The 26,736-nt window shown below is 73.0% G+C and carries 26 protein-coding genes; 7 read left to right on the forward strand and 19 right to left on the reverse strand.

From position 1 onward, the window contains the following. Window positions 1–147: 147 nt before the first annotated feature. The 6 genes from ACZ7IF_RS13015 to ACZ7IF_RS13040 all read left to right on the forward strand — a co-directional run bounded on the left by ACZ7IF_RS13015 (window position 148) and on the right by ACZ7IF_RS13040 (window position 6,220). Window positions 148–708 (forward strand): GDSL-type esterase/lipase family protein, encoded by a 561-nt coding sequence (locus tag ACZ7IF_RS13015; protein WP_470968438.1) that lies wholly within the window; start codon window positions 148–150, stop codon window positions 706–708. Between the two features lie 141 nt (window positions 709–849). Further along, on the forward strand, window positions 850–1,788 hold the full coding sequence (locus tag ACZ7IF_RS13020) for an SCO0930 family lipoprotein (RefSeq protein WP_470969288.1): 939 nt from the start codon (window positions 850–852) through the stop codon (window positions 1,786–1,788). Window positions 1,789–1,894: 106 nt separating this feature from the next. Continuing rightward, the gene (locus ACZ7IF_RS13025) at window positions 1,895–2,704 is read left to right on the forward strand and encodes a LytR/AlgR family response regulator transcription factor (protein ID WP_470968441.1); all 810 of its coding nucleotides are present in this window, start codon (window positions 1,895–1,897) and stop codon (window positions 2,702–2,704) included. 175 nt (window positions 2,705–2,879) lie between these two features. After that, window positions 2,880–3,155 (forward strand): hypothetical protein, encoded by a 276-nt coding sequence (locus tag ACZ7IF_RS13030; RefSeq protein ID WP_470968444.1) that lies wholly within the window; start codon window positions 2,880–2,882, stop codon window positions 3,153–3,155. Between the two features lie 84 nt (window positions 3,156–3,239). Next, window positions 3,240–4,979 carry a sodium/solute symporter gene (locus ACZ7IF_RS13035; protein ID WP_470968447.1) on the forward strand — a complete coding sequence of 580 codons (1,740 nt, stop codon included), beginning with the start codon at window positions 3,240–3,242 and terminating at the stop codon, window positions 4,977–4,979. Beyond that, window positions 4,976–6,220 (forward strand): sensor histidine kinase, encoded by a 1,245-nt coding sequence (locus ACZ7IF_RS13040; protein WP_470968450.1) that lies wholly within the window; start codon window positions 4,976–4,978, stop codon window positions 6,218–6,220. Before ACZ7IF_RS13035 ends, ACZ7IF_RS13040 begins: the two co-directional genes overlap by 4 nt. A gap of 72 nt (window positions 6,221–6,292) precedes the next feature. Here the strand turns inward: ACZ7IF_RS13040 and ACZ7IF_RS13045 are convergent, their stop codons facing one another. Then, window positions 6,293–7,735: a GuaB1 family IMP dehydrogenase-related protein gene (locus ACZ7IF_RS13045; protein ID WP_470968455.1), complete on the reverse strand. Its 1,443-nt coding sequence runs from the start codon at window positions 7,733–7,735 to the stop codon at window positions 6,293–6,295. A gap of 239 nt (window positions 7,736–7,974) precedes the next feature. Here ACZ7IF_RS13045 and ACZ7IF_RS13050 point away from each other — a divergent pair, with 239 nt between their 5' ends. After that, window positions 7,975–8,340: a cupin domain-containing protein gene (locus ACZ7IF_RS13050; protein WP_470968459.1), complete on the forward strand. Its 366-nt coding sequence runs from the start codon at window positions 7,975–7,977 to the stop codon at window positions 8,338–8,340. Here ACZ7IF_RS13050 and ACZ7IF_RS13055 read toward each other — a convergent pair. The 18 genes from ACZ7IF_RS13055 to ACZ7IF_RS13140 form a co-directional block, all read right to left on the reverse strand. Beyond that, window positions 8,309–9,472 (reverse strand): XdhC family protein, encoded by a 1,164-nt coding sequence (locus ACZ7IF_RS13055; protein WP_470968462.1) that lies wholly within the window; start codon window positions 9,470–9,472, stop codon window positions 8,309–8,311. The genes ACZ7IF_RS13050 and ACZ7IF_RS13055 overlap by 32 nt on opposite strands. Continuing rightward, a complete protein-coding gene (locus ACZ7IF_RS13060; RefSeq protein ID WP_470968465.1) occupies window positions 9,472–10,761 on the reverse strand; it encodes an IS701 family transposase in 1,290 nt (429 codons plus the stop codon). Before ACZ7IF_RS13060 ends, ACZ7IF_RS13055 begins: the two co-directional genes overlap by 1 nt. Window positions 10,762–10,835: 74 nt before the next feature. Beyond that, window positions 10,836–11,480, reverse strand: a complete 645-nt coding sequence (locus tag ACZ7IF_RS13065) for a TMEM175 family protein (protein ID WP_470968468.1) — start codon at window positions 11,478–11,480, stop codon at window positions 10,836–10,838. Between the two features lie 85 nt (window positions 11,481–11,565). Then, window positions 11,566–11,907 (reverse strand): nuclear transport factor 2 family protein, encoded by a 342-nt coding sequence (locus ACZ7IF_RS13070; protein WP_267090358.1) that lies wholly within the window; start codon window positions 11,905–11,907, stop codon window positions 11,566–11,568. 13 nt (window positions 11,908–11,920) lie between these two features. Beyond that, a complete protein-coding gene (locus ACZ7IF_RS13075; protein WP_470968472.1) occupies window positions 11,921–13,414 on the reverse strand; it encodes an ATP-binding protein in 1,494 nt (497 codons plus the stop codon). Continuing rightward, window positions 13,411–14,664: an MFS transporter gene (locus ACZ7IF_RS13080; protein WP_470969293.1), complete on the reverse strand. Its 1,254-nt coding sequence runs from the start codon at window positions 14,662–14,664 to the stop codon at window positions 13,411–13,413. Before ACZ7IF_RS13080 ends, ACZ7IF_RS13075 begins: the two co-directional genes overlap by 4 nt. A 40-nt stretch (window positions 14,665–14,704) precedes the next feature. Further along, entirely contained in the window at window positions 14,705–15,526 is an 822-nt protein-coding gene (locus ACZ7IF_RS13085; RefSeq protein ID WP_470968475.1) for an FAD binding domain-containing protein, read from the reverse strand. Continuing rightward, on the reverse strand, window positions 15,523–17,934 hold the full coding sequence (locus ACZ7IF_RS13090; protein WP_470968480.1) for a xanthine dehydrogenase family protein molybdopterin-binding subunit: 2,412 nt from the start codon (window positions 17,932–17,934) through the stop codon (window positions 15,523–15,525). The genes ACZ7IF_RS13085 and ACZ7IF_RS13090 overlap by 4 nt, the downstream gene beginning before the upstream one ends. A 5-nt stretch (window positions 17,935–17,939) precedes the next feature. Continuing rightward, the gene (locus ACZ7IF_RS13095) at window positions 17,940–18,455 is read right to left on the reverse strand and encodes a (2Fe-2S)-binding protein (protein WP_470968484.1); all 516 of its coding nucleotides are present in this window, start codon (window positions 18,453–18,455) and stop codon (window positions 17,940–17,942) included. Further along, on the reverse strand, window positions 18,446–19,066 hold the full coding sequence (locus tag ACZ7IF_RS13100) for an NADPH-dependent F420 reductase (RefSeq protein WP_470968488.1): 621 nt from the start codon (window positions 19,064–19,066) through the stop codon (window positions 18,446–18,448). Before ACZ7IF_RS13100 ends, ACZ7IF_RS13095 begins: the two co-directional genes overlap by 10 nt. Before the next feature lie 24 nt (window positions 19,067–19,090). Beyond that, window positions 19,091–20,575, reverse strand: coding sequence for an aldehyde dehydrogenase family protein (locus ACZ7IF_RS13105; protein ID WP_470968493.1), 1,485 nt, complete (start codon window positions 20,573–20,575; stop codon window positions 19,091–19,093). Window positions 20,576–20,601: 26 nt separating this feature from the next. After that, window positions 20,602–21,342 (reverse strand): type 1 glutamine amidotransferase domain-containing protein, encoded by a 741-nt coding sequence (locus tag ACZ7IF_RS13110; protein WP_470968496.1) that lies wholly within the window; start codon window positions 21,340–21,342, stop codon window positions 20,602–20,604. A gap of 69 nt (window positions 21,343–21,411) precedes the next feature. Beyond that, on the reverse strand, window positions 21,412–22,158 hold the full coding sequence (locus tag ACZ7IF_RS13115) for a MinD/ParA family ATP-binding protein (RefSeq protein ID WP_470968500.1): 747 nt from the start codon (window positions 22,156–22,158) through the stop codon (window positions 21,412–21,414). Next, window positions 22,158–23,417 (reverse strand): PP2C family protein-serine/threonine phosphatase, encoded by a 1,260-nt coding sequence (locus tag ACZ7IF_RS13120; protein ID WP_470968503.1) that lies wholly within the window; start codon window positions 23,415–23,417, stop codon window positions 22,158–22,160. Before ACZ7IF_RS13120 ends, ACZ7IF_RS13115 begins: the two co-directional genes overlap by 1 nt. Further along, complete coding sequence (locus tag ACZ7IF_RS13125) at window positions 23,399–23,857, reverse strand: ATP-binding protein (protein ID WP_470969300.1); 459 nt, start codon at window positions 23,855–23,857, stop codon at window positions 23,399–23,401. Before ACZ7IF_RS13125 ends, ACZ7IF_RS13120 begins: the two co-directional genes overlap by 19 nt. Before the next feature lie 26 nt (window positions 23,858–23,883). Further along, window positions 23,884–24,195, reverse strand: coding sequence for an STAS domain-containing protein (locus ACZ7IF_RS13130; protein WP_007262990.1), 312 nt, complete (start codon window positions 24,193–24,195; stop codon window positions 23,884–23,886). Between the two features lie 26 nt (window positions 24,196–24,221). Further along, window positions 24,222–26,366 (reverse strand): glycogen debranching protein GlgX, encoded by a 2,145-nt coding sequence (gene glgX / locus ACZ7IF_RS13135; RefSeq protein WP_470968507.1) that lies wholly within the window; start codon window positions 26,364–26,366, stop codon window positions 24,222–24,224. Beyond that, on the reverse strand, window positions 26,363–26,701 hold the full coding sequence (locus ACZ7IF_RS13140; RefSeq protein ID WP_470968510.1) for an STAS domain-containing protein: 339 nt from the start codon (window positions 26,699–26,701) through the stop codon (window positions 26,363–26,365). The genes glgX and ACZ7IF_RS13140 overlap by 4 nt, the downstream gene beginning before the upstream one ends. Window positions 26,702–26,736: the final 35 nt, after the last annotated feature.

Raw genomic sequence — 26,736 nt, forward strand, 5'->3', positions numbered from 1 at the left:
CCCCAGGGGGATTACGCGCACTTCCGAACCCGCCCCTGACACCACGCCTCGTCCCCCCCCCCCCCCCGGGGGGCCCGCCCCCCCCGGGGGGGGGGGGGGGGGGGGGGGGGGGGCCCCCCCCCCCCCGCCCCCGAGGCCCCCCGCTGGGTGGTGCACGGGGACTCCATCACCGAGGGCTGGTGGTCCACCCGCCCCGCCCACGGCTGGCCCGCCGTCGCAGGCCGGGCGCTGGGCTTCGACACCGTCAACCTCGGCTACGCGGGCGCCGCGCGCGGCGAGCTCGCCACCGCCGAGCAGCTCGCCGCGCTCCCCGCCGACGTCCTCACCCTCGCCTTCGGCACCAACTGCTGGTCCCGCGTGCCCTTCACGGCCCCACTGCTGTACGAGACCACGCGCGTGTTCCTCGACCTGGTCCGCCAGGGCCACCCGACCACCCCCCTGCTGCTCCTGTCCCCCGTGCTGCGCCCCGACGCCGAACGCACCCCCAACCGCCTGGGCGCCACCCTGGGCGCGCTGCGGGACGCGATGGAGCGGGCCGTCCGGGACCGGATCGGCGCCGGGGACGGCCGCCTCGCCCTGCTGCCGGGCCGGGACGTGCTCGGACCCGAACACCTCGCGGACGGGCTGCACCCCGACGACACCGGACACCAGGTCCTCGGCCTCGCTGTGGTCACGGCCCTGAGGCGGGCCGGGTTCGACGGCGGGTGAGTGAAACACGCCATACCGCTCCCGCTGAACAGGGCGCCCCCGCGGCGCCGTGTCCCCCACAAGCAGCCGGGGTCCCGGGGCCGCGCACGACGCACCGGACCGGCCCCGGACCCGGCGGAGACACACGTGGGAGAGAACATCATGGGCATCAAGCGCGGAACCACCCTGGCCGCCGTCGCGGTCGTCGTCACCCTGGCGGCGACCGCCTGCGGCACGGACGTCAAGGGCGGCGCGACCGGTCCGGCCGGGGCCGCGTCCGCCCAGGCTCCCGCCGCCGACCCCTACGCCGACGGGCAGCAGCCCGCACAGCAGGCCGGTGACGCCAAGCCGGCCGGGCAGCTGGCGATCGCGTCCACCGACCAGCTCGGGTCGGTGCTCACCGACAGCGCCGGCTTCACCCTGTACCGCTTCGACAAGGACACCGCCAAGCCGCCCGCCTCCAACTGCGACGGGGACTGCGCCAAGGCCTGGCCGGTGGTCGCGGCCGGCGAGGTCACGGCCGCCGCCGGCATGGACCCCGCCCTGCTGGGCGAGGTGGTCCGCAAGGACGGCGGCAAGCAGCTGACGGTGGCGGGCTGGCCCGTGTACCGCTTCGCCAAGGACACCAAGGCGGGCGACCTGAACGGGCAGGGCGTCGGCGGCACCTGGTTCGCCTTCGCCCCCGACGGCAAGAAGGCCGCGAAGGCGGCGGCCTCCCCCGCCCCCGCCGGAGCCGGCCAGGCCGCTGGCGCGCTGACGGTGGCCAAGGACCCCAAGCTGGGCGACCACATCGTCGACGGCAACGGCATGACCGTCTACCGCTTCAAGCCGGACACCGCCTGGCCCATGGTCTCCAAGTGCACCGGCGACTGCCTGGCCAAGTGGCCGGTGGTGGCGCCGGTGGACCGGGCCAACGCCAAGGGGATCACCGAGAAGAACTACCTCGTCCTGGACCGCCCCGACGGCAAGAAGCAGCAGACGGTGAACTGCTGGCCCGTCTACACCTTCACCGGCGACAAGAAGCCCGGCGACACCAACGGCCAGGGCGTCGGCGGCACCTGGTACGCCGTCGCCCCCGACGGCGGGCTCATCACCCAGTAGCCCCCCGCCCCCACCCACCCGGAACCGCGCGGTCCCCGCCCCCATCCCCCCGGGCGGGGGCCGCGCACCGTTTGCCCTCGCACGGGCCCTGCCTAGACTCGGCCCCATGCTGCGCGTACTGGCCGTCGACGACGAGAAGCCGCTCCTGGAGGAACTCCTCTACCTGCTGCGCTCCGACCCCCGGGTGCGCAGCGCCGAGGGCGCCTCGGACGCCACGGAGGCGCTGCGCCGGATCACCCGGGCGGTGGAGAGCGGGCCGGACGGGCCCGACGCGATCGACGTGGTCTTCCTGGACATCCAGATGGCCGGGCTGACCGGGCTGGACATCGCCCGGCTGCTGGCCGGGTTCGCCCGGCCGCCGCTGATCGTGTTCGTCACCGCGCACGAGGGCTTCGCCGTACAGGCCTTCGACCTCAAGGCGGTGGACTACGTGCTCAAGCCCGTGCGGCCGGAGCGGCTGGCCGAGGCGGTCCGGCGGGCCCGCGAGCTGCTGGGCCGGCCCGTGCGGGAGCAGGAGCCGGAGCGGACGGCCGTCCCGGCGCTCCGCCGGCCGGCCGCCGAGGCGTCCGCCGCCGAGCGGGCTCCGGAGCAGATCGCCGTCGAACTGGGCGGGGTCACCCGGTTCGTGGCGATCGCCGACATCGCGTACGTGGAGGCCCAGGGGGACTACGCCCGGCTGCACACCGACGAGGGCAGCCACCTCGTGCGGATCCCGCTGTCCACGCTGGAGGAGCGCTGGGCGGCCCGCGGCTTCGTCCGGATCCACCGCCGGCACCTGGTGGCGCTGGGCCGGATCGACGAGCTCCGGCTGGACGCGGGCACCACCAGCGTCCGCGTGGGCCCGGCCGAGCTCCAGGTCAGCCGCCGGCACGCGCGCCAGCTCCGGGACCTGCTGATGCGGCAGGCCACCGGCTGACCCGGGCCCGCGGGCGGACCGGCGTACGACCGCCCGGCGTACCGGCGCGCCGTTCGTCGCGCGGGGACGGGCGTACGGCGATCCGCCGGGCCCGTCGGCCGCAGGGCCGCCGCCGGCGGCCCGTCGCGGGGACCGCGCGCGCCTATCGTGGACCATCCGGCCCAGGAGGAGCGATATGTCCGAGATCCAGGCGCTGTTGGACGCGCTGAGCGGACTGCCCCGCACCCGGCCCTCGGGGCCCGCCGAGGCCGAGGAGCTGCTGGCCCGGCTGCGCAGCGCGGCCGCCCGCTGGGCCGATGTGCTGTACGAGGCCCAGGAGGGCACCCGCTGCGTACTGCCGCCGCGCGCGGAGGCGGCCCTGACGCTCGCCTTCCGGCGCGCGGAGGAGTCGTACGTGGAGCTGGAGATCGCCCTGCGCGACTGCGCGGAGCACCGCGACCCCGCGGTGTGATCCAGGGGCCGGAACGGGCCTGTTGTCCCGTCGGAGGCGCTGCGTAGACTCCCAGGATCCCCTCCCCCGTCGAAGGACCCTCCCGTGAACCAGACGTATGCGCTGACCGCGGTCACCGTCGTCGTCCTGGTAACGGTGCTGGTCGGCGCGCTGGGGCTGCGGATATCCCGGACCACCTCCGACTTCTACGTGGCCTCGCGGACCGTCGGCCCCCGGCTGAACGCGGCGGCCATCAGCGGCGAGTACCTCTCCGCCGCCTCCTTCCTCGGCGTCGCCGGGCTGGTCCTGCTCCAGGGGCCGGAGATGCTCTGGTACCCCGTCGGCTACACGGCCGGGTACCTGGTGCTGCTGGTGCTGGTCGCGGCACCGCTGCGGCGCTCGGGCGCGTACACCCTGCCGGACTTCGCGGAGGCCCGGCTCCAGTCGCAGGCCGTGCGGCGGATCGCGGTGGTGTTCGTGCTCGGGGTGGGCTGGCTGTACCTGCTGCCGCAGCTCCAGGGGGCGGGGCTGACCCTGACCGTGCTGACGGGGGCCCCGCACTGGGCGGGCGGGGTGGTCGTCGCCTTCGTGGTCACGGCGGCCGTCGCGGCGGGCGGGATGCGCAGCATCACCTTCGTGCAGGCCTTCCAGTACTGGCTGAAGCTCTGCGCCCTGCTGGTGCCCGCCTTCTTCCTGCTGGCCGCGTGGGCCGGGGACGGGGCGCCGCGCGCCTCCTTCGACGGCGCGGCGGTCTTCCGCGAGCACACGGCCGTCACCCTCGGGCAGGACGTCCGGCTGTCGCTGGACGAGCCGCTCACCGTGACGGTGACGGGGCGGGTGGACGGGCTCGACCACGCGGACGCCCCGCTGACCCTGGCGGCCGGCCGGCACACGGTACGGGCGCACACCCGGCTGGAGTTCGCCCCGGGGACCGCCGTCCCGGAAACGGCGTCCCGGGCGGGCGCGGCGCCGGACTCGCCCGGCTGGGCGAAGCCGCTGTCGGCGGGCGACCGCGAGCACCGGCTGTACGCCACGTACGGGCTGATCCTGGCCACCTTCCTCGGCACGATGGGCCTGCCGCACGTCGCGGTGCGCTTCTACACCAGCCCCGACGGCCGGGCCGCCCGGCGGACCACCCTGGTGGTGCTGGGGCTGCTCGGGGTGTTCTACCTGCTGCCGCAGGTGTACGGGGCGCTGGGCCGGATCTACGCGCCCGAGCTGGCGCTGACCGGGGACGCGGACGCGGCGGTGCTGGTGCTGCCGGAGCGGATGCTGGGCGGGCTGCTCGGGGAGCTGCTGGGGGCGCTGCTGGCCGGGGGCGCGTTCGCGGCGTTCCTGTCGACGGCGTCGGGGCTGACGATGGCGGTGGCGGGGGTGCTGCACCAGGACGTGCTGCCGCGGCGCGGGGTGGGGAGTTTCCGCCTGGCGGTGGTGGTGGCGATGGCCGTGCCGCTGGCGGGCGGGGCGGTGGGGACGCGGGTGCCGGTCGCGGACGCGGTCGGGCTGGCCTTCGCGGTGTCGGCGTCCTCGTTCTGCCCGCTGCTGGTGCTCGGGATCTGGTGGCGGGGCCTGACCCCGCCGGGTGCGGTGGCCGGGCTGCTCACGGGGGGCGGTGCGGCGCTGGGCGCGGTGCTGGCGACGCGGGGCGGGATGGCGCCGCGGGGGTGGGCGCACGCGCTGCTGGCGTGGCCGGCGGTGTGGTCGGTGCCGCTGGGGTTCCTGACGATGGTGCTGGTGTCGCTGGCCACCCGGTCCCGGGTCCCGGCGGGGACGGCGGCGGCGCTGGCGCGGCTGCACCTGCCCGAGGGCGTGGCCGGTGAGCGGGCGGCGGGGGGTGCCTGGTGACCGGGGCGGCGCTCGGGGTGCTGGCGGCGGCGGGGGCGGTCCTGCTGCTGGGGCTGGGCTGGGCCGGGGGCCGGTGGCAGGCGCGGCGCGGGGAGCGGGCGGCGGGGCTGGGCCTGGGCACCCCGGTCGAGCGGGCCACCTTCCACACGCTGCACACCGCTTCGCTGGCCGCTCCCCCGCTGCGGGCGGGCCTGACCGAGGACGCCGCCCGCAAGGCGGCGCGGCGGCTGCGGTCGCTGCTCGGCACGGAGGCGCTGTGCCTGACGGACCGGGAGGCGGTGCTGGCCTGGGACGGCCCGGGCGCCGACCACCACCAGCGGCGGGCGATGGCCCGGGTGGCGGTGATGCTGGAGTCGGGGCGCAGCCAGAGCCTGCGTACGGACTGCCAGCGGCCGGAGTGCCCGCTGAAGTGGGCGGTGTTCGCGCCGCTCACCGGCGAGGACGGGGTGCTGGGGGCGCTGGTCGCGTACGGGTCGCGGGAGTCGGCGGTGCTGGTGCGGGCCGCGACGGAGGTGGCGCGGTGGGTCTCGGTGCAGCTGGAGCTGTCGGAGCTGGACCGGGCGCGGACGCGGCTGATGGAGGCGGAGATCAAGGCGCTGAGGGCGCAGATCTCCCCGCACTTCATCTTCAACTCCCTCGCGGCGATCGCCTCGTTCGTGCGGACGGATCCGGAGCGGGCGCGGGAGCTGCTGCTGGAGTTCGCGGATTTCACGCGCTACTCCTTCCGCCGGCACGGGGAGTTCACCACGCTGGCCGAGGAACTGCGGTCGATCGAGCGGTACCTGGCGCTGGCCGGGGCCCGGTTCGGGGACCGGCTGAAGGTGACGTTGCAGGTGGCGCCGGAGGTGCTGCCGGTGGCGCTGCCGTTCCTGTGTCTGCAGCCGCTGGTGGAGAACGCGGTCAAGCACGGGGTGGAGGACTCCACGGAGGAGTGCCGGATCACCATCGCGGCGCGGGACGCCGGCTCGGAGGCGGTGCTGACCATCGAGGACAACGGCGTGGGGATGGATCCGGAGCGGCTGCGGCGGATCCTGGCCGGGGAGCGGGCGGGGTCCGCGTCGGGGATCGGGCTGCCGAACGTCGACGAGCGGATGCGTCAGGTGTACGGGGACGAGTACGGGCTCGTCGTGGAGACGGGTCTCGGAGCGGGGACGAAGGTCACGGTCCGGATCCCCAAGTACCGCGCGGGAGTGCACACCTCGGCCCCGGGGGCGGGCAGGCCGGGCCCGCCGCCCGCCTAGGGGGTGTGGGCCGGGAACGCCCGTGGCCCCGGCCCCGCCGGAGGGCGGGGGCGGGGCCACGGGGACGGCGGACTAGCTCCAGCTGGCGTGCAGCGGCTTGCCCTCGGCGTAGCCGGCGGCGGACTGGATGCCGACGACCGCCTTCTCCTCGAACTCGGCCAGCGAGCCGGCACCGGCGTAGGTGCAGGAGGAGCGGACGCCCGCGATGATCGAGTCGATCAGGTCCTCGACGCCCGGGCGGGCCGGGTCGAGGAACATCCGCGAGGTGGAGATGCCCTCCTCGAACAGCGCCTTGCGGGCGCGGTCGTAGGCGGACTCCTCCGAGGTGCGGTTGCGCACGGCGCGTGCCGAGGCCATGCCGAAGGACTCCTTGTACAGGTGGCCCTCGGCCGACTGCTGGAGGTCGCCCGGGGACTCGTACGTACCGGCGAACCAGGAGCCGATCATGACGTTGGAGGCGCCGGCGGCCAGCGCCATCGCCACGTCGCGCGGGTGGCGGACGCCGCCGTCGGCCCAGACGTGCTTGCCGTACTTCTTGGCCTCGGCCGCGCACTCCAGCACCGCGGAGAACTGCGGGCGGCCCACGCCGGTCATCATGCGGGTGGTGCACATGGCGCCGGGGCCCACACCGACCTTGATGATGTCGGCGCCGGCGTCGATGAGGTCCTTGACGCCCTCGGCGGCGACGATGTTGCCGGCCACGATCGGGACCTTCGGGTCCAGGGCGCGCACGGCCTTGATCGCGTTGATCATCGACTCCTGGTGGCCGTGGGCCGTGTCGATGACGATCGTGTCCACTCCGGCGTCGAGGAGCTGCTTGGCCTTGCCGACGAAGTCGCCGTTGATGCCGACGGCGGCCGCGATGCGCAGCTTGCCGTTGGCGTCGGTGGCCGGGGTGTACAGGGTCGCGCGCAGGGCGCCCTTGCGGGTCAGGATGCCGACCAGCTTGCCGTCCTTGTCGACGGCCGGGGCCAGCTTGCGGTGGCCCGCGTCGAGCTGGTTGAAGGCGTCGCGGGGGTCGATGTCGGCGTCGATGAGCAGGAGCTCCTTCGACATGACCTCGGAGAGCTGGGTGAAGCGGTCCACGCCGGTGAGGTCGTGGTCGGTGACCACGCCGACGGGGCGGTTGTCCGCGTCGACGACCACGCCGGCGCCGTGGGCGCGCTTGGGCAGCAGCGACAGCGCGTCGGCGACGGTCTGGGTGGGCGCCAGCGTGATCGGGGTGTCGAGCACGAGGTGGCGGGTCTTGACCCAGGAGATGACGTCGGTGACGACCTCGATCGGGATGTCCTGGGGGATGACGACGATTCCACCGCGGCGGGCGACGGTCTCGGCCATCCGGCGGCCCGCGATGGCGGTCATGTTCGCCACGACGAGCGGAATGGTGGTGCCGGTGCCGTCGGGCGAAGAGAGGTCCACGCCCTGGCGGGAGCCGACCGCGGAGCGGCTCGGCACCATGAACACATCGTCGTACGTCAGGTCGTACGGCGGCTTCAGGTCATTGAGGAAACGCACGTGCTGAACATCCCAGTCGATCGAAGGATCTTTCTACGGCCTCGACGGGGCAGCCAGCCGAGGAAACGCACGTACTTCATTCTCCCACGACCTGGCGTTCACGCCGCCCGGGCTGATCGTCCAGGACATTCCGGGCCGGGTGGTCGTTTCCTACGGGACCTTGGTCCCGCGGGGCGGGAACGACCCGCCGGGCGGACAGTGGAAGGAGGGGGAAAAGCACCGACCCGCCGGGAGGAGCCATGACGAAGACGACGTGGGAACGGGCGACAGTCGAGGTGAAGGACGGGGGCCTCGAGTTCCGGGTCGAGGAGATCGGCGGGGGCCTCAGCGTGGGGTTCTTCCGCCTCCCCGAAGGGACCGACATGACCGGGCCGGTGCAGGGGCTGCCGGGAGACATGTGCCCGTGCCCTCACTGGGGCTACGTCACCAAGGGCCGCCTCCGGATGCACACCGCGGACGGGGACGAGGAGTACGCGGAGGGCGACGCCTTCTACTGGGCCCCCGGCCACATCCCCGTGGCACTGGCCGACACCGAGTTCCTCGACTTCTCCCCGACCGACGAGCTCCGCAAGGTCATCGACCACGTGAAGGCCCAGGCCGGGTAGCGGCCGGGCCGCGGCGGTGGATCGGGGTCCGGCCGCCGGTCAGCGGGGTCGCGGGGGCCGCGTGGCGGGCGGCGGTGAACTCGGCGGCGATCGACAGGGCCGTCTCCTCGGGGGTGCGGCCGCCCAGGTCCAGGCCGATCGGCGATCTGAGCCGGGCCAGCTCGGCCTCGGTCACCCCCTCGGCGCGCAGCCGGGCCGCCCGGTCCTCGTGGGTGCGGCGCGAGCCCATGGCGCCCACGTAGGCCAGCGGCAGCCGCAGGGCCCGGGTGAGGACGGGTACGTCGAACCGGGCGTCGTGGGTCAGTACGCATACCGCCGTACGGGTGTCCAGGCGCCCGGCGGCGGCCTCCGCGGCCAGGTGCCGGTGCGGCCAGTCCACGATCACCTCGTCGGCGCCGGGGAAGCGGTCCGGGGTCGCGAAGACGGCCCGGGCGTCGCAGACGGTGACCCGGTGTCCGAGGAAGGCCCCGATCCGGGCCAGGGCGGCGGCGAAGTCGACGGCCCCGTAGACGATCAGCCGGGGTCGGTCGGCGGCGGATTCCACCAGCAGGGTCAGCGGATCGCCGCAGAGCCCGCCGGCGGTGCCCAGCTCGGCGGTGCCGGTCCGCCCGGCCAGCAGCAGGGCCCGGACCCGCTCGGCGGCGGCCCGGTCCAGGGCGGCGCCGCCGCCGAGGCCGCCTTCCCAGGAGCCGTCGGCGTGGACGGCCAGGGCCCGCCCGAGCCGGCCGGGCGGGCCGGAGACCACCCGGGCCAGGGCGGCGCGGGCCCCGCCGGCGGCGGCGTCCAGCACCGCGCCGAGCACGGGCCGCACGGGGTCCTGCCCGCGTACCGGGGTGACCAGCACGTCCAGGGTCCCGCCGCAGGTCAGCCCCACCGCGAAGGCGTCGTCGTCGCTGTGGCCGAAGCGGTGTACGCCGCCGGTCCCGGTGGCGATGGCCTCCAGGCACAGCTCGTGCACGGCGGACTCCACGCAGCCACCCGAGAGGGAGCCGAGCGCGGTGCCCCCGGCGTCCACCGCCAGCGAGGCCCCGGGTCCTCGGGGCGCGCTGCCGCTGACGGCGACGACGGTGGCCAGGGCGAACTCCCGGTGCTCGGCGTACCAGGCCCGCAGCCCGGCGGTGATGTCGAGCATCAGGGGATGTAGGCGCGGCGCGCCGACTGTCCGGGGATCAGCGGCCGGGGCGGCAGTACGGCCGGCGGCCGGGCGGCGCCGGGGCCCGGGTAGCGGGCGGGGGCGCTGCGGGGCACCGGGTCGGGGGTCCGCCCGCCGGTGCCGAGGAGCCTGGCCGCGTGGGCCACGCTGGCGAGGGTGGCGTGGTGGTGCCAGCCGCGGAAGGAGCGGCCCTCGAAGTCGCGGATGCCGACGGGTTCGCAGGTCTCGGTGAAGTCCAGCGCGACCCGGTCGGTGAGTTTGGCCAGCAGGAAGAGCTGGGCGAGCGGCCGGTCGCCGATGTTGGTGATCCAGAACTCGGAGGGCAGCAGGGAGGTTTCGGTCCATGCGCCCATCAGGAGCAGCGGGGTGGGCGGCGCGGGCGCGGGGCGTTCCTCGCCGGGGGTGGCGAGTATGGCGGCCGAGGTGAGCAGGGTCACCGCTCCCTCGGTGCGGCCGTGCCGGGTCCATTCGACGACCCGCCGCTGGGAGCGCAGCGAGTCGATCAGTTCGCGGGCGGGCGCGGTGTACGGCCCGGGTTTGTGGCGGCCGGTGCCGCCGAAGGAGACGGGCAGGGAGCCGTCGACCTTGAGGACGAAGGGGATGTCCTGGAGGGCGAAGGCCTCGATGGTCTGCGGGAGGTCGGCGTTGGAGACCTCCATGACGACCGGCCGGCGCTGGAGCTGCCAGGTCGCGGCCATGCGCTGTACGGCGTGCACGGCGTCCTGTGCGGGGGTGAGGGACCGTGCGGTGTCGGGTATTCCGGCCCGCCGGCGGCGCAGCAGTTCGCTGGTCCAGGGGGCGGGGAGGGTGAGGGTCCATTCGACGGGGAAGCTGGCCTCGCTGGAGGCGAGCCAGATCCCGGAGGCCTGCTGGCAGTTGGCGGTGCGGCCGAGCTGGGGTACGAACTGCCTGCCGACGCCCACGGAGCGGTCGCCGGCCTTCTCGATGACCATGGGCTGTACCACCCAGGCCAGCGGGCGCTGTGCGGTGCGTTCGAGGTGCTGGGCGAGGGACCGGCGTACGGGGGTCCAGTCCCAGGGCGATTTGCTGATGAACTGCTGGAGGCTCTGCTCGACGGAACTCGCCCCTGTTCCGGCGATGTTTCGGATTGTTTTCTTCCCGGCGGTGCGGACGAGCCCGTTCAGATAAACGCGGGCCCAGTTTCGCTGGTCCCGCCGGGGTAAGGACTCGAAGAAAAGCGAGATCAATACGTCGATCAATTCGGAGATTTCCCTGGTGGAATCCTCCGGCAGCACTGCGCGAACCATCTGGAGCCTCCCCCGCGACCAGACTAGATCCTTGACCCTACTGGACCGCGGAGAACGGCCGTAGGCCCGGGCGGCTACTTCCTGAGGTCGCTGGCAGATTCGAGCCGCTCTTCCTCTACCACGAGCGGGATCGGGATTTGGTTCGCCGCATAGTAGAGCGCGATCAGGAAGTGTGCGACGAGAGTGAGAGGTGCCGAGAAGAAGGACAGGACCACGGTCAAGGGGTAGGCGACCGCGCCGAGCCCGAATCGGACGCGAGTGGCCCGGGCCCCTTCCTTGTCCACCGTTTCGTGGAAGAGGTGCCCGACCTTGGTGACGTACCACCAGAAGGCCAGGAAGGCGAGAGCGTACACGACGGTCCACGCGCTGTAGAGGATTGCGGCCACATTGGCCGATTCCCCGTCCGTGAGGTGCTCCGCGAGCACGTTGGTGGTGTACGGAATCACCGATACCACCATCAGCACCAGGAGATTCAGGAACAACAGCGGCCGGTCGACCCGCTTGAGGTGACTGAAGATCGTGTGGTGGTTCACCCACATGACGCCGATGATGAGGAAACTCACGAGATAGGCCGCGTAGTGCGGCCATTGCTCCCAGAGTCCGTGCCACAGCTCCGACCCCTGCTCTTCCGGAACCTTTAACTCCAGCACCAGAATGGTGATCACGATGGCGAATACGCCGTCGCTGAACGCCTCCACCCGGTTGGTTTCCTGCTCCATGGCCTCCCCTTCGTGAAAGTCATTCACGCGTGCGGGGAGGGCGCGGTCCCCGCCCTCCCCGCTCACGCTACCCAGGAAAGGGCCGTCAGCCGCCGAAGCCGGCCGTCTGGCGCCAGATCCGGCCATCGCGGACGACGAGCGTCCCGAACGCGTGCTCCGGCTCGCCGTTCAGGTTCATGATCGCCCGGTAGAAGATGGTGTCCTCGGTCTCGATGTACTCCTGCAGTTCGACCAGCGTGGGCTTCACCGTGAGATAGCCGGTGAACGTCTCGCGAACGGCCTCGATGCCCACCGACACGCCCTCGAAGCGCAGCAGCACGGCGTCGTCGGTGTAGTTCTTCATCACCGCCTCGATGTCCAGGGCGGCCAGCGCCTCCATCTGGCGGACGAAGACCGGGTGCAGCTTGGCGATGTCGTACTTGGCCATGTTCGACTCCCTTTCAGGGCGTGGAGGTTGTTTCGGATCCGGCGGGCGGTTCGGCGCAGGCGGCGGCCGCGCTCAGCGGCAGCCGGACGACCATCCGGGTCTCCCCCGGCTTGGAGCGGGCCGTGATCGACCCGCGGTGGCGCTGGGTCACGATGCGGTAGCTCAGGTGCAGGCCGAGGCCCGTCCCCTTGCCGACGTCCTTGGTGGTGTAGAAGGGCTCGAAGATCCGCGGCAGGGAGTCCGCGGGGATCCCGCGGCCGGTGTCCGTGATCTCCACGACCAGGCAGGCGCCCTCGGCGCGCACCCGCAGGGTCAGGGTGCCGGCGCCCTCCATGGCCTCGGCCGCGTTGTCGACCAGGTTGGTCCACACCTGGTTCAGCTCGCTCGGGTAGCCGTCCAGTTCGGGCAGCCCGGCCTCGTACTCGCGCACGATGGTGATCCCCGGCAGCTTGGAACGCAGCACGATCAGGGTGTTCTCCAGGCCGTCGGGCACGGAGAACCGCTGCTCGGGGGCCCGGTCGAGGTTGGCGTAGTCCCGGGTGGCCGAGACCAGCTGGGAGATCCGGGGCCCGGCCGCCCGCAGCTCGGCGGCCAGCGAACGGGCCTCCAGCAGCGCCGCCAGGTGGTCGAGGGCAGCGGGCAGGGCGGCCTCGCCGACCCCCTCCAGCCGCTCCAGCAGCCAGCCCAGCTCCAGCCCGAGGTCGGCCGCGCCGGAGCCGAGCAGCCCGGGGCGTTCGGCACCCGCCTCCTCGGCCCAGTCGGCGATCTCCTCCTCGGCGTCCGCCTGGGCGAGCGGATCGGTGGTGTCCGGCGGCGGGAGCTTGTCCAGCTCCTCGGCGAGCCGGTCCAGTACGGGGCGCTCCGCGCCGGAGGCGGCCGCGCCCCACGCGCAGGCGGTGGCGGTGAGCCGGTCCAGGGCGGGCGCCAGCTCCTGCGCGGCGCGGGCGACCGCCGCGGCCGGGTTGTTCAGCTCGTGCGCGAGGCCGGCGGCCAGGGTGCCGAGGGCCTCGACGGTGGCCCGTTTGCGGGCCTGGACCTCGGAGGACTTGATCCGCCACGCCAGTACCGGGATCAGCACGGCGGCCACCCCGTGGCAGCGGGTCAGCATCTCGAAGAACACCGGCTTCGGGTAGGCGACGACCGTGGTCGCGGGCCCGCTCGCGGACGCGGTGGCCACGTAGGAGCCGTCCGTCAGCAGGGGCAGTTCCCCGGTGAAGCGGTGTGCGGCGGAGGGCTTGCCGTCGTGGTCCTCGGCGGCCGCGCTCTCCTCCTCGGTGGAGTGCCGGGTGAGGACCTCCTCCCGGCCGTCGACGACCTTGGTGACGACGAGTCCGCCGGAGAGCAGGACGTGGAAGCCGGTGGCCTCCTCCCCGTCGCGGAAGAGGACCTCCCCGTCGGCGAGGACGCGCGGATCGGAGACGGAGGCCAGCCAGTCCAGCTGGTCCTCGGTGATCTGCGCGAAGATCTCCAGTCCGCGCAGGGCCGTACGCAGTTCCCCGGTGTTCACGCGGTGCTCCCCTCGGCCCTGGTGCGCGCGGCCAGCCGCAGGGTCGTCAGCAGGGCCAGCGCGCACACCCCGGCGACGGCCGCCATGAAGCCGACCGAGGTGCGCTGCAGCCCGTGGATGTTGGTCAGGAGTCCGGCGAGGACCGCCGGGACGCTCATGGCGAGGTACGCGAAGACGTAGACGGCGGCGGTGAGTTCGCCGCGGTGCGCCGGCTCGGCGAGCGAGCTGAGGGCGCGGAAGGAGCCGAGGAAGGCGGCGCCCCAGCCGCTGCCGAGGACGGCCGTGGCGACGAGGAACACGGCCGCCGAGCCGGTGCCCAGGGACAGCAGCACCAGGGCGAGCCCGGCGAGCAGCCCCAGCAGGCCGAGCACGGCGGTGCGCAGGGCCTCGGTACGGCCCAGCAGCAGCTGGGCGGCGGTGGCTGCGCCGGCGAGCAGGGCCACCGTGGCCCCGCCCAGCAGGTAGTTGGTGCTGCGGAACAGGGCGAGGGCCAGGTGCGGCCCGAGCGAGAGGTAGAAGCCGCCGACGGTCCAGACGGCGACCACGGTCAGTACGAGCACGGCGAACCTCCGCCGCACGGCGGCCGGCACCCGGATCCGGTGGGGTACCACCCGCAGCCGCCCGTCCGCCCCGGGGGCGCTCTCGGCCATCCGGGCCACTCCGACCAGGGTCAGTGCGAAGGCCCCGGCCAGCAGGAGGTAGCTCAGCACGGTCGGCGCGGGCGCGTACTGGACGAGCAGTCCCGCCCCGAGCCCGCCCAGGCCGATGCCCACGGTGGGCCCGGCGCTGTTGACCTGGGCGCCCAGCGCGGGCCGCGAGCGCGGGCTCAGCTCCAGCAGGGCGGCGCCCATCGCCCCGGTGGCCAGGCCCACCGCCAGCCCCTGTACGGCGCGGGCGGCGAGCAGCAGGCCGAGCCCCCGGGCCCCGGCGAACAGGCCCATGGAGACGATCGCGAGGACCAGGGCGGCGGCCAGGACGGGCCGCCGGCCCAGGGTGTCCGAGAGGGACCCGAACAGCAGCAGGCCGGCGAGCACGGTGACGGCGTACACGGCGAAGACCACCGTGACCACGCCGGAGGACAGCCCCCATTCCTGCTGGTAGAGCACGTACAGGGCCGAGGGCACGGAGGAGGACAGCATCAGCAGGACGAGGACCGTGCCCACCACCCGGAAGCCGGCGGCCCTCGCCGTGCGGGCGGTGCCCCCGCTCGCGGTGTCTCCCGTGTCCCTCGTCTCGGTCGGTTCGGCCACTGCGGTCAACTCCCCTCCTCCCGGCGGCCCCTGGGGGCGGTCAGGCGGTGATCAGGGCCGCCCGGGCCAGCGCGCGGGCGGTGAGTACGCCCGCGAGGTGGCCCAGGTATTCGGCCGAGGTGCCGCGCCCGGGGACGAACAGCTCCCGGGGCTCGGCTCGGAAGGCCGCCAGCACCGTCTCCGTCGTGTACGGGCCCCCGCGCAGCCGGTCCTCGACCCCGCGCAGGCGCAGGGCGCGCGGGGTGGCTCCGGTGACCGCGATCCGCGGCCCGTCGGGGGTGATGCGCACGGCGGCGGCGCACAGCGGGTAGCGGGTGGCCCGGTCGGCGGCCTTCTCGAAGGCGGCGGCCGGGCCGGCGGCGGGCACCAGCAGGGCGGTGACCACCGATCCGTCGGGCACTCCCGAGGCGGCGAGCCGCTCGGCGCCGACGGTGGTGCGCCCGCCGGGTCCGGCGAGCTCCACCCGGGCGTCGGCGGCCAGCGCCGCCACGGGCAGGTCGGTGGCGCGCCCGGCGGCGGCGAGGTTCCCCCCGGCGGTGCCGAGGTTGCGGACCTGGGGGTCGCCGTTGGCGCGGGCGGCGGCGGCCAGCTCCGGTGCCTCGGCGAGCACCAGGGGGTGCGCGGCGAGTTCGGCGAGGGTGGTCAGGGCCCCGATCCGCAGGGCTCCGCCGCCGCGGCCGACGCCGCGCAGCTCCTCCAGGTGCCGTACGTCGACCAGCAGGCGGGCCCGCTCCGCGCCGGTGCGCAGCCCGGGCAGCAGGCTCTGCCCGCCGGCCAGCACCCGGGCGCCGGGGGTGGCGAGCAGGCCGAGGGCCTCGTCCAGGGCGGCGGGCCGGGCGTAGTCGAAGTCGGTGAGGATCACGGGGCTTCCCCTCTCAGGCGGCGCCAGACCTTCTCGGGGGTGAGCGGCATGTCGATGTGCCGTACGCCCAGGTCGGACAGGGCGTCCACGACCGCGTTGACGACGGCGGCGGCGGGCGGCACGGTGGCGATCTCCCCGGCGCCCTTGGCGCCGAGCGGGTTGTGCGGGGAGGGCGTGACGGTCTTGTCCAGGGTGAAGAAGGGTGCGTCGGCGGCGCGGGGCAGGGCGTAGCGGTCCAGGTCGGAGCTGATCAGGATGCCGTTCTCGTCGTACTCGGCGGCCTCCATCAGGGCCTGGCCCAGGCCGTGCACGATGCTGCCCTCGATCTGGCCGAGGACCACCTTCGGATTGCCGATGTTCCCGGCGTCGTCGACGGCGGTGTAGTCCACGACCTCGGTCTCGCCGGTGAGTTCGTCGACCTCGACGACGGCGACGTGCGTGCCGAAGGGGTAGTTGAAGTCCGGCGGGTCGAAGTGGGTGGTCTCGTCGAGGGCCGGCTCGATCTCCGGGGGCAGCCCCCAGCCGTACCACATGGCCATGGCCAGTTCGGCGAAGGTCTTGGCGTTCCGCGGGTTGCCGTCCTCGTGGACCCCGCCGTCGGCGTAGACGACCTTCTCCTCGGGGACGCCCAGGAAGACGGCTCCGGCCCGGACCAGCTTCGCCTTGATCTTGCGGGCGGTGAGCGCGATGGCGGGGGCGGCCATGCTGTAGGAGCGGGAGCCGTAGGTGCCCTGCCCGTAGGGGGCCTTGAGGGTGTCGCCCTCGTACACCTGGACCTGGCCGGGGTCGATGCCCAGCTCGTCGGCGGCGACCTGCGCGAAGACGGTGCCGTGGCTCTGGCCGGTGGAGGCGGAGCCGACGGTGACGGTGACCTCGCCGGTGGGGTGGACGCGGATGTTGGCGCTCTCCCAGGTGCCGCCGAGCATGCCCTCCTTGGACATGCGGGTGGAGGGTCCGACGCCGCAGACGGCCACGTAGGTGGCGATGCCGACGCCGAGGCGCTTGCCGCGGGCGCGGGCCGCCGCCTTGCGGGCGGGCATCGCGTCGTAGCCGGAGAGTTCGAGGGCCCGGTCGAAGTTCAGCCGGTAGTCCCCGGAGTCGTAGGTCCAGCCGAGGCCGTTGTCGTAGGGGAACTTCTCCTTGGGCACCAGGTTCCGGCGCCGGACCTCCGCCGGGTCCATGCCGATCTCGGTGGCGTAGCGGTCGACGAGCCGTTCCATCAGGAAGGCGGCCTCGGCGCGCCCGCTGCCGCGCTGGGCGCCGAGCGGGACGGTGTTGGTGAAGGCCGCGTACACCTCGCAGAAGGCGGCGGGGATGTCGTACATGCCGCTGATGGAGCGTCCCATCAGGGCGGTGGCGACTCCGGGGCCGATGGTGGAGGGGTAGGCGCCGAGGTTGGCGTAGCTGGTGCAGCGCACGGCGGTGATGCGGCCGTCGCGGGTGCCGGCGAGGGTGACGTGCTGGCGGTGGTCGCGGCCCTGGACGGTGGAGTTCATCAGGCCGGTGCGGGTGTCGACCCATTTGACGGGGCGGCCGCCGAGCGCCTTGGAGAGGAGCAGGACCAGCGCCATGTCGGGGTAGAGGTAGCCCTTGGTGCCGAAGCTGCCGCCGACGGTCGGGGCGGTCACCCGGAGCTTGTTGAAGGGGATGCCGAGGACCAGCGCGGCGAGCAGGAAGCGGTGGTTGTGCGGGCCCTGGGTGGAGGCGTGGAGGGTGTACTCGCCGGTCGCCGGGTCGTACACGCCGACGGCTCCGCGCGGCTCCATGGGGCTGTTGATGGTGCGCTGGTTGACCAGGTCCAGCTCGACGGTGACCTCGGCGGCGGCGATGGCCGCGTCGGTGCGCTCCTCGTCCCCGCAGGTCCAGTACGCGTTCAGGTTGCCGGGGACGGCCTCGTGGAGCTGGGGCGCGCCTTCGGCGAGGGCGTGGTCGGCGCGGGTGACCACGGGCAGCGGCTCGTACTCGACGCAGATCGCGGCGAGCGCGGCGGCCGCCTGGCGCGGGGTCTCGGCTACGACGACGGCGATCGGGTCGCCGACGTGTCGGACGGTGTCGCCGGTGAGCACCGGGCGGGCGCCGGGAAGTCCGTACGGGTGGGGCGGGAAGTGGCTCTCGACCCCGCCGGGTATCCAGATGCAGGGCAGCGGCATCACGTCGGGGAAGTCGGCGGCGGTGGCCACCTTCAGTACGCCCGGGAGCTGCTCGGCGGCCTTGGTCCCGATGGACAGGATCCTGGCGTGGGCCACGGTGCTGCCCAGGATGGCCATGTGGGCGGTGCCCGGCAGGTCGATGTCCGCGACGTACACGGCTTCGCCGCGCAGCAGTCCCGGGTCCTCGCGGCTGTCCAGGGGCCGGCCGAGGACGCCGCCCCGTGCCTGTGCTTCCCGTTCCGGCTGGACGGTGGTCATCGCGGTCACCGCCCTTCGGGTTCGGCGGGGGCGCAGGCGCGCTGCACGCCCCGGACCACGCTGTGGTAGCCGGTGCAGCGGCACAGGTTGCCGGTGAGCCATTCGCGGATCTCGGGCTCGGTGGGGGGCGGGCCGCCGGCGGCGCTTTCGCCGAGCGCCGTCTCGACGAACTCGCCGAGGGCCATCACCATGCCGGGCGTGCAGAAGCCGCACTGGGTGCCGTGCTCCTGGCGCAGCGCCTCCTGGAGGGCGGTCAGCTCCCCGCCGGGGGCGGTGACGCCCTCGATGGTGGTGACCTCGGAGCCCGCGGCCGAGGCGGTGAGGATCAGGCAGCTCTTGACGGACCTGCCGTCCAGGCGGACCACGCAGGTCCCGCACTGGCCGGTGTCGCAGCCCACCTTGGTGCCGGTGAGCCCGAGTCCGTCGCGGAGCCGTTCCACGAGGAGTTCGCTCGGCGGGGCCGCGAACTCCTCGGGTCTTCCGTTCACGTGCAGGGTGAGTTCGATGCGCGTCAGATCCATGCGAGCGCCTGCGCTTCCGTGAGCGACCGGTTGAAGAGGGGACCGCCGGGCTGCTGGAGAATTCCTCCGGAGTGCAGCGGGCCGGTGTCGACGGGGGCGTATCCGAGGTCGGTGATGATTCCGGCGACGATTTCCTTCGCCTTCGTGTCGTCGCCCGCCGTGTAATGGGCGAGGCGCTCCGACGCCGTGCGGCCGGAGGCGGTACCGGCGACGGCGAGGGTTTCGAAATGCATGGTGTTCAGGGATTTCACGACCCTGGCTCCGGGGTACCACTCGGCGACGAGTTCGCTGGAGCCGCGCCCGCCGAGGTCGGCGGGGGTGCCGGGGCCGCTGAACGCGTTGGTGGCGTCCACGAGCACCTTGTCCTGCACGACGTGCGGGGGCAGCAGCCCGCGCACGCCGGCGAAGGGCACCATCAGCACCAGCAGGTCGGCCTCGCCCGCCGCTTCGACGGGGTGTGCCGCCGTGGCGTCGGGGCCGAGTTCGGCCAGGAGCGGGGTGAGTGAGCCCGGCCCGGTGGCGTTGGCGAGGACGACCGGATGGCCGGCCGCCACCAGGATCCTCGCGAGGGTCGAGCCGATCCGGCCGGTGCCGATGATGCCTGTCCGCATGAGTGGCTCCTCGATGGTGTGGTGTCAGTCCATGCCGATCCAGACCGACTTGGTCTGGGTGTAGCTCTCAAGGGATTCCGGTCCGCACTCGCGCCCGTAGCCGGAGGCCTTGTAGCCGCCGTAGGGCACGGAGGGGTCGTACTGGTTGTAGCAATTGACCCAGACCGTCCCGGCCTTGATCTGGGAGGCGACCCGGTGGGCGCGCCGCAGGTCCTTGGTGTGGACCCCGGCGGCGAGGCCGTACGCGCTGTCGTTGGCGATGCGTACGGCGTCCTCCTCGGTGTCGAAGGGGATGACCGACAGGACCGGGCCGAAGATCTCCTCCTGGGCGATCCGCATGCCGTTGTCGACGCCGGTGAAGACGGTGGGCAGGAAGTACAGGCCCTGGCTGGAGGCCCCTTCGGGGGTCCAGCCGGTGCCTCCGGTGCGCAGCAGGGCGCCTTCCTTCTCGCCGACCTCGATGTAGGAGCTGACCTTGTCGAACTGGGCGCGGTGGGCGAGCGGCCCGAAGAGGGTCTCCGGGTCCCTCGGGTCCCCGGGCTTGAGGGCGGCGGCCCGGCTGACCAGGCGTTCGACCATCTCGTCGTGGATGGGGCGGTGGAGCAGGAGGCGGGAGCCGGCGGTGCAGATCTCGCCCTTGTTGTAGTAGATGCCGAAGAAGGCGAGTTCCTCGGCGGCGTCGAGGTCGGCGTCGGCGAAGACGATGTTGGCGGACTTGCCGCCGAGTTCCATCGTCACCTTCTTCAGGGTGCCGGCGGACTTGCGGATGATCGACTGGCCGACCGCGGTGGAGCCGGTGAAGGCGATCTTGTCGATGTCCGGGTGGCCGGTGAGGGTCTCCCCCAGCTCGACTCCGGGACCGGTGACGACGTTCAGCACCCCGTCGGGGATCTCCGCCTCCTGGAAGAGCTCGGCGATCTTCAAGGCGGTCAGCGGGGTGGCCGGGGAGGGTTTGTGGACGACCGTGTTCCCGGCCGCGAGGGCCGGGGCGATCTTGGTCATCGACAGCAGGAGCGGGAAGTTGAACGGGGTGATGGCGCAGACCACGCCCAGGGGTTCGCGCAGGGTGTAGGCGAGCTGTCCGCCGGCCGGGGCCCGGGAGGAGCCGTCGACCCGGGTGACCGCGCCGGCGTAGTAGTGCATCAGCTGGGCGGCCATGGGCGCGTCGACGGTGCTGGAGAAGGCGAACGGCTTGCCCATGTCCACCGTCTCCAGCAGGGCTATCTCCTCCAGGTCCCGTTCGATCAGCTCACCGACGCGGTTCAGCCGCAGCGCGCGCTCCTGGGCGGACAGCCGGCTCCACGGACCTTCCTCGTACGCCGCGCGGGCGGCCGCGACGGCGGCGTCCGCGTCGGTCGCGGCGGCCTGGGCCACCGGCACGATCTCCTGACCGTCGATCGGGCTGATGTCCGGCTCCGTACGGCCGTCCCGGGCGGGGACCCATTGGCCGCCGATGAACAGCTTCCCGGGGTTGGCCAGGGGGTGGTCGCTGAGCACGCGCTTGGTCATGGCTGCACCTTCCGGTGTCTCGGGGGCTAGCCCTCTCCGAGCTGCCGCAAGAAGGTCTCGGCGAGGGCCTTGGAGGAGTAGGGGTTCTGACCGGTCGTGAGCCTGCGGTCCACGACGACGTGCGAGTCCCAGATCGCGTCGGCCTTCTCGTAGCGGGCGCCGAGTCTGGTCAGCTCGGCCTCCAGGATCAGCGGGAGCCGGCCCGCCATGTTGGTGACCAGTTCCTCACTGTGCGAGAACGCGGTCATCCGGTAGCCCTCGAAGGGCCAGTGCCCCTCGCCGTCCCGCAGGGACAGCAGTGCGGTGTGGCCGTGGCAGACGGTGGCGATCGGCTTGTCCTGTCCGATGGCCCAGCGCAGCAGCTGCGCCAGTTCGTCGGACTTGGGCAGGTCTCCGATGGCTCCGTGGCCGCCGCTGATGTAGATGCCGTCGTACTCGGCGACGTCCTTCTCGCCGAGGGATTCCACCGCGAGGGGCTGCTTGAGCTGGGGGGTCTGCTCGATGACGCGGACGTACTCGGCGGCGTTGGCCGCGTCCTGGTCCGGTGAGCCCTCGGGGCGGACCCACCGCAGGAAGTCGGGGTCGATGCTGGTCCGGTCGACCGTGGGGACCTCGCCCCCGATCGTCGCCACGTCGACGGTGTGGCCGGCTGCTCGGAAGAGGGTATAGGGAACGGCGAATTCCTCGGCCCAGAATCCCGAGGGGTGCTGTTCCCCGTCCAGCAGATGGAGGGTGGCCTTTGCCGTCAAGACGACGAGAATCCTCATGATTCTCTCCTTGTTCTGGATCGCTGCCGATTCAACACGCCCTCTCGCGAGGGGCGTAAGGGGGCGGCGTCAGGCCCGCGATACTTCGTCACGTGCGTCCAACGCCGTGAGGATCGTGCGGAATTCACCGACCAGGGGGTGGTCGGGAAGGGCTTCCGCGAATATGCGCTCTCCGTAGAGGGCCGCCATTTCCGGAACGTACGGGAGAATTCCGGCCAGGGGGGCGCCGTATACCTCCTCGGCCCTGCGGGCCACCGCCTCCCGGTCCACGCCCTCGGGTGCCATGCTCAGCACCAGGGCCCGCCGGCAGGCCAGCCGCCCGGCCAGGGCGATGGTCTCCTCCGCTCCGGAGAGGTCGACCCGGTCGGCCCTCGCCATGATCAGTACGATGTCGGCGCTGCCCATGGCGGTCACCGACTCGTTGTTGAGCCCGGCGTGCGTGTCGAGCAGCAGGACGTCGAGTCCGTGGCTCTCCGCCAGCCGGTCGAAGCCCTCCGGGAGCAGGCCCACGTCGTACCCGGTGGTCATCAGCTCCCGCAGGGCCGCCGTCCCGGTCCGGGCCGGTACGACGTACAGCCCGGGCACGGCGGTGCCCCGGGCCGCGGTCTCTATCTCGCAGCGGCCGAGGAGGTAGTCGGCCAGCGAGCCGGTGCCGGGACCCAGCCGGAACAGCAGGTCCAGGGTGGGTGACTGGAGGTCGGTGTCGACCACCCCCACCCGGCGCCCCCCGGCCGCCAGCAGCAGCGCGAGGTTCGCCAGCACCGAGGACTTCCCGGTGCCGCCGCGGTGCGAGTGCACCACGATGGTCCGGGTCATCACGCCACCACCCGGTAGCCGGTGTCGTCCGCGTGCGGCCCCCGCGCCGTACGCGGCCGGTGCACGGCCAGCATGGTGACGTCGTCGTGCTGTTCGGCGGTGCCGGTGTGCTCGCGCACCGCCCGGTCCATCAGGTCGACCGTGTCCCTGCCGCTCGCCGGGGGGCCGGCGAGCAGTTCCAGCATCCTCTCGTCACCGAGGAAGCTGCCGTCGGGGCAGCGGGCCTCGGGCACTCCGTCGGTGAACACGAAAAGGGTGTCGCCGGGGTTCAGCTGGGCGTAGCCGAGGGTGTAGACGCAGTCCGGCAGCACCCCGACCGCCGGCCCCGTGACCTCCAGGGCCCGGGGCACGGAGCCGTCGCCGGAGAGCAGCAGGGGCGGGTTGTGGCCGCCGTTGATGTAGACGAGGCTTCCGGTCAGCGGGTCCAGGACGCCGAAGAACAGGGTGGCGAAATAGCCCTGCCGCAGGTGGTTGCGGGTGAGGTAGCCGTTGGTGGCGGTGACCGCGTTGAGCAGCGGTGTGGCGCCGACGACCGGGGTGCGGCGGCTGCCGCCGGTGCGGCCTGCGGCCATCAGGTGCTGGAGCCCGCTGTTCTCGGCGGTGTGGCGCAGCAGGGAGCGGATGAGGGCCATGAACAGGGCCGCGCCGACGCCCTTGTCGCAGACGTCGGCGACGACCACCGCGAGGCGCCGGCCCCGGGAGATCTCGAAGACGTCGTAGAAGTCCCCGGCGACCTGCCGGGCGGGCCGGAAGCGCACGTCGATCTCCCAGCCGTCGGGGACGGGCAGCGCCTCGGGCAGAAAGCCGGCCTGGATCTCGCGGCCGATCTCCAGCTCCTTCTCGTACCCCATGAGTTCGGCGCGGGCGTCGGCCTCGCGCAGGGTGCGGCCGAGTCCGGCCCGTTCGGTGCAGCTGTGCAGGCGGGCTCCGACGAGGGCGGGCAGGAAGGGCGGGACGAGGTAGTCGTGGCCGAGGCGGACGTGCCGCTCCAGGGCGGCGAAGTCCCGGACGGTCCAGACGACGACGATGGGCGCGCCGGCCCACCGCCGCAGCCGGCGCACGGCGCTGCGTACGGTCTCCCCGTCGGCCTCGGCGGGGGCGAGCAGCACGTCGGCGACGGGCAGCAGTTCGAGGCGGCCGCGAAGCAGTTCCCCCAGGGTGCGGGGAACGAGTTCGGCGTCCATCCGCCGCAGCGCGTCCAGCAGTTCGATGGGCGGCGGCGGGTACACGTCCAGGATGATCACGGTCGTGGAGGGCATGCGTCCGTCCCCTCATCGGCCCTCACGGTCAGCGTGCTGATGTTCCGGCCGTCCGTGCGGGCATAGGCGTACGAGTCCACGCTGGTCAGGGCCAGGTGGATGCCGAGGCCGCCGACCCGGCGCCGTTCCGGGGGGATCCCGGGGGCGGGGGGCAGGCGGCCGGCGACGGGATCGAACGCGGGGGCGGTGTCCTCGATGACGATCCGCACCCCGTCGGGACCGGAGCGGCCGCGGATGGTGATCCGTCCGCCGCCGCCCCGGTACCCGTGCATCACGATGTTGGTGGCCAGCTCGTCCACGGCCAGCCGGATCCGGTACGTGGCCCCCTTGCCGAGGCCCGCCCGTCCGGCCAGCCGCAGGACGAACGCGGCGATCTCGCCCAGTGCCCCCACCGTCGCGGGCACGTCCAGCACGGCGGGCTTCCTCGCCAGTTCCACCATCTCAGTCACCGTTCCGGGCGTCGTGCTCAGTCATCGGAGAGGACGATGCTGCGGTCGAGCCCTGCCGTACGGATGGTCCGGGCGACGGGCTCGATGGCGCCGGTCACCTTGATGGTGACCTCGCCCCCCACCTTCTGCTGGGCGAAGACCAGGGAGCGCAGGCCGGCGCTGGCCATGTAGCCGACCCCGGCCATCCGGATCTCGACGGTGCCGGTGCCGTGCCCGGCGGCCTTCTCGATCGTCTGGTGGAACTCCGGGGCGGTCTTGGCGTCCAGCTCGCCCGTCAGCTCGATCACGGTGGTGTCGCCCTCGATGCTCAGGGACACGGAAAGCGGCATGTCAGGTCTCCTTCGGTCTGGGCGTGTCAGTCGTCTCGGGGCTCGGGGTCGTTGGCGCGGCCGACCAGGATGACGACCGAGCGCGGGCCGATCAGGTACTTGCCGGCGTTGTCGAGCTCCTGTTCCGCCCCCGGGGTGCGGATGTCGTGCGGTGCCTCGGCGCCGGTGTCGGCGAACAGGTGCCAGCTGCGGCCGCCGGGCAGTGCGGGCAGTTCCAGGTCGTGCGCCTCCCAGTGGGAGTTCATGGCCACGTACACCACGTCCTGGTCGCCGGTGCCGCAGCGGGCCACCGCCAGCAGCCGGCTGTCCGCCGACCAGTCGGGCTGCCAGGCCCGCTCCCCGTGCCAGCTGATGTCGGGCAGGCCGAGGCCCTCCCGGAGCCGTCCGGTGGGGTGCGAGGTGGAGCGCAGCTCGCGGTGGTGTCCCCGGAAGGCGATCATCTGGCGGGTGAACCGGAGCAGTTCGGCGTTCTCGTCGACCTGGTCCCAGTCGAACCAGGACAGTTCGTTGTCCTGGCAGTACGTGTTGTTGTTGCCCTGCTGGGTACGCGCGACCTCGTCCCCGGACAGCAGCATCGGGATGCCCTGGCTGGTGAAGAGGATCGCGAGCGCGTTCTTCATCTGGCGCAGCCGCAGGGCGTTGACCTCGGGGTCGTCGGTGGGGCCTTCGGCCCCGCAGTTCCAGCTGTTGTTGTCGTTGGCGCCGTCGGCGTTGCCCTCGCCGTTGGCCTCGTTGTGCTTGTCGTTGTACGAGACCAGGTCGGCCAGGGTGAAACCGTCGTGCGCCGTCAGGAAGTTGACGGAGGCCGAGGTCCCGCGGCCGGAGTAGAGGTCGGGCGAGCCCGCGACCCGGGTGGCCAGTTCGCCGGTGACCCCGGGGTCGCCCTTGAGGAAGCGGCGGACGGTGTCGCGGTACTTGCCGTTCCACTCGGCCCAGCGCCCGTAGGCCGGGAAGTTGCCGACCTCGTAGAGGCCGCCCGCGTCCCACGCCTCGGCGATGAGCTTGGTGTGCCGCAGCACCGGGTCGAAGGCGAGCAGTTCCAGAAGCGGCGGGTTGGGCAGCGGGGTGCCGTCCAGGTCCCGGCCGAGGATGGCCGCGAGGTCGAAGCGGAAGCCGTCGATGTGGTAGTCGGCGACCCAGTGGCGCAGGCAGTCCAGGACGTAGTTGCGGACCACGGGGTGGTTGCAGTTGACCGTGTTGCCGGTGCCGCTGAAGTTGAAGTAGTACCCCTCGGGCGTGAGCATGTAGTACGTGGCGTTGTCCAGGCCCTTGAAGGAGATGGTCGGGCCCTGCTCGTTGCCCTCGGCGGTGTGGTTGAAGACGACGTCGAGGATGACCTCGATGCCGGCGGCGTGCAGGTCCTTGATCAGGGTGCGGAACTCGTCGCCCTGCATCCCGTAGCGTCCGGTGGCCGCGTAGCCGGCCTTCGGTGCGAAGAAGGAGACGGTGTTGTAGCCCCAGTAGTCGTAGAGCTTCTCGCCGGTCTCGGGGTTGGTGCGCGGGTTGTCGCTCTCGTCGAACTCGAAGACCGGCAGCAGCTCGATGCAGTTGATCCCGAGCTCCTTCAGGTACGGGATCTTCTCCCGCAGCCCCGCGAAGGTGCCGGGGGCCGTGACCTGCGAGGACGGATGCCGGGTGAAGCCGCGCACGTGGGCCTCGTACACGACGAGGTCCTCGGCGGGGATCCGCAGCGGGGTGTCGTCGCCCCAGTCGAAGTCCTGGAGGCAGACCCGCGAGCGGTACTGGTAGCCGCGGCTGCGGTCCGGTTCCACGCCCCACACGTCGCGGCCGGCGATCAGCCGTGCGTAGGGGTCGGAGAGGACCTGCCGGGCGTCGAAGCGGTGGCCGATGGCCGGGTCGAAGGGGCCGTCGGCCCGGTAGCCGTACTCGATGTTCTCGTGGTCGAGGCCGAAGACCGTCATGGCGAAGACGCTGCCGGTGCGGAACTCCTCGGGGAATTCCAGCTCGGCCATCGGCTCGGGCTCTCCGCGCTTGTAGATGACCAGCGACATGGAGGTCGCCTGGTCGGAGAAGACGGAGAAGCTGACCCCGCCGGGGACCACGTTGGCCCCGAAGGGGAACGGCTTGCCCGCGCGGACGCGGTACCCGCCCACCTCGTGGGTCGGGTACGCGTCCACGCGCAGCACCTGCTCGGAGCGGGCCTCGCTCATCGCGCGGCCTTGGCCCTGGTGGCGGCCGCCTCGCCGGTCTCGAAGAAGTCGAGGAACCCGGTGGCCGACATGACGAACCGGACTTCCTCGCTCACCCCGTACAGGGTGACCGCGACCCCGGCGTGCTGCGCCTCGCGGTAGACGACGAGCAGGGTGCGCAGCCCGGCGCTGGAGACGTAGGTCACGGCGGTCAGGTCGATGCGCAGCGGCCGGCCCTCGCGGACCAGCGGCAGCAGGGACTCCAGCAGGGTGCCGGAGGTCTCGCTGTTGATCTCACCGGTGGCGACGAGCACGGTGGCCGTCTTGTTCCGGCGTTCCTTCACGTTCAGACTCATTGCTGCTTCCCCTCTTGTTGGGGCGCCCCCCGTTG

This window comes from Streptomyces sp. NPDC037421 (assembly GCF_055602105.1).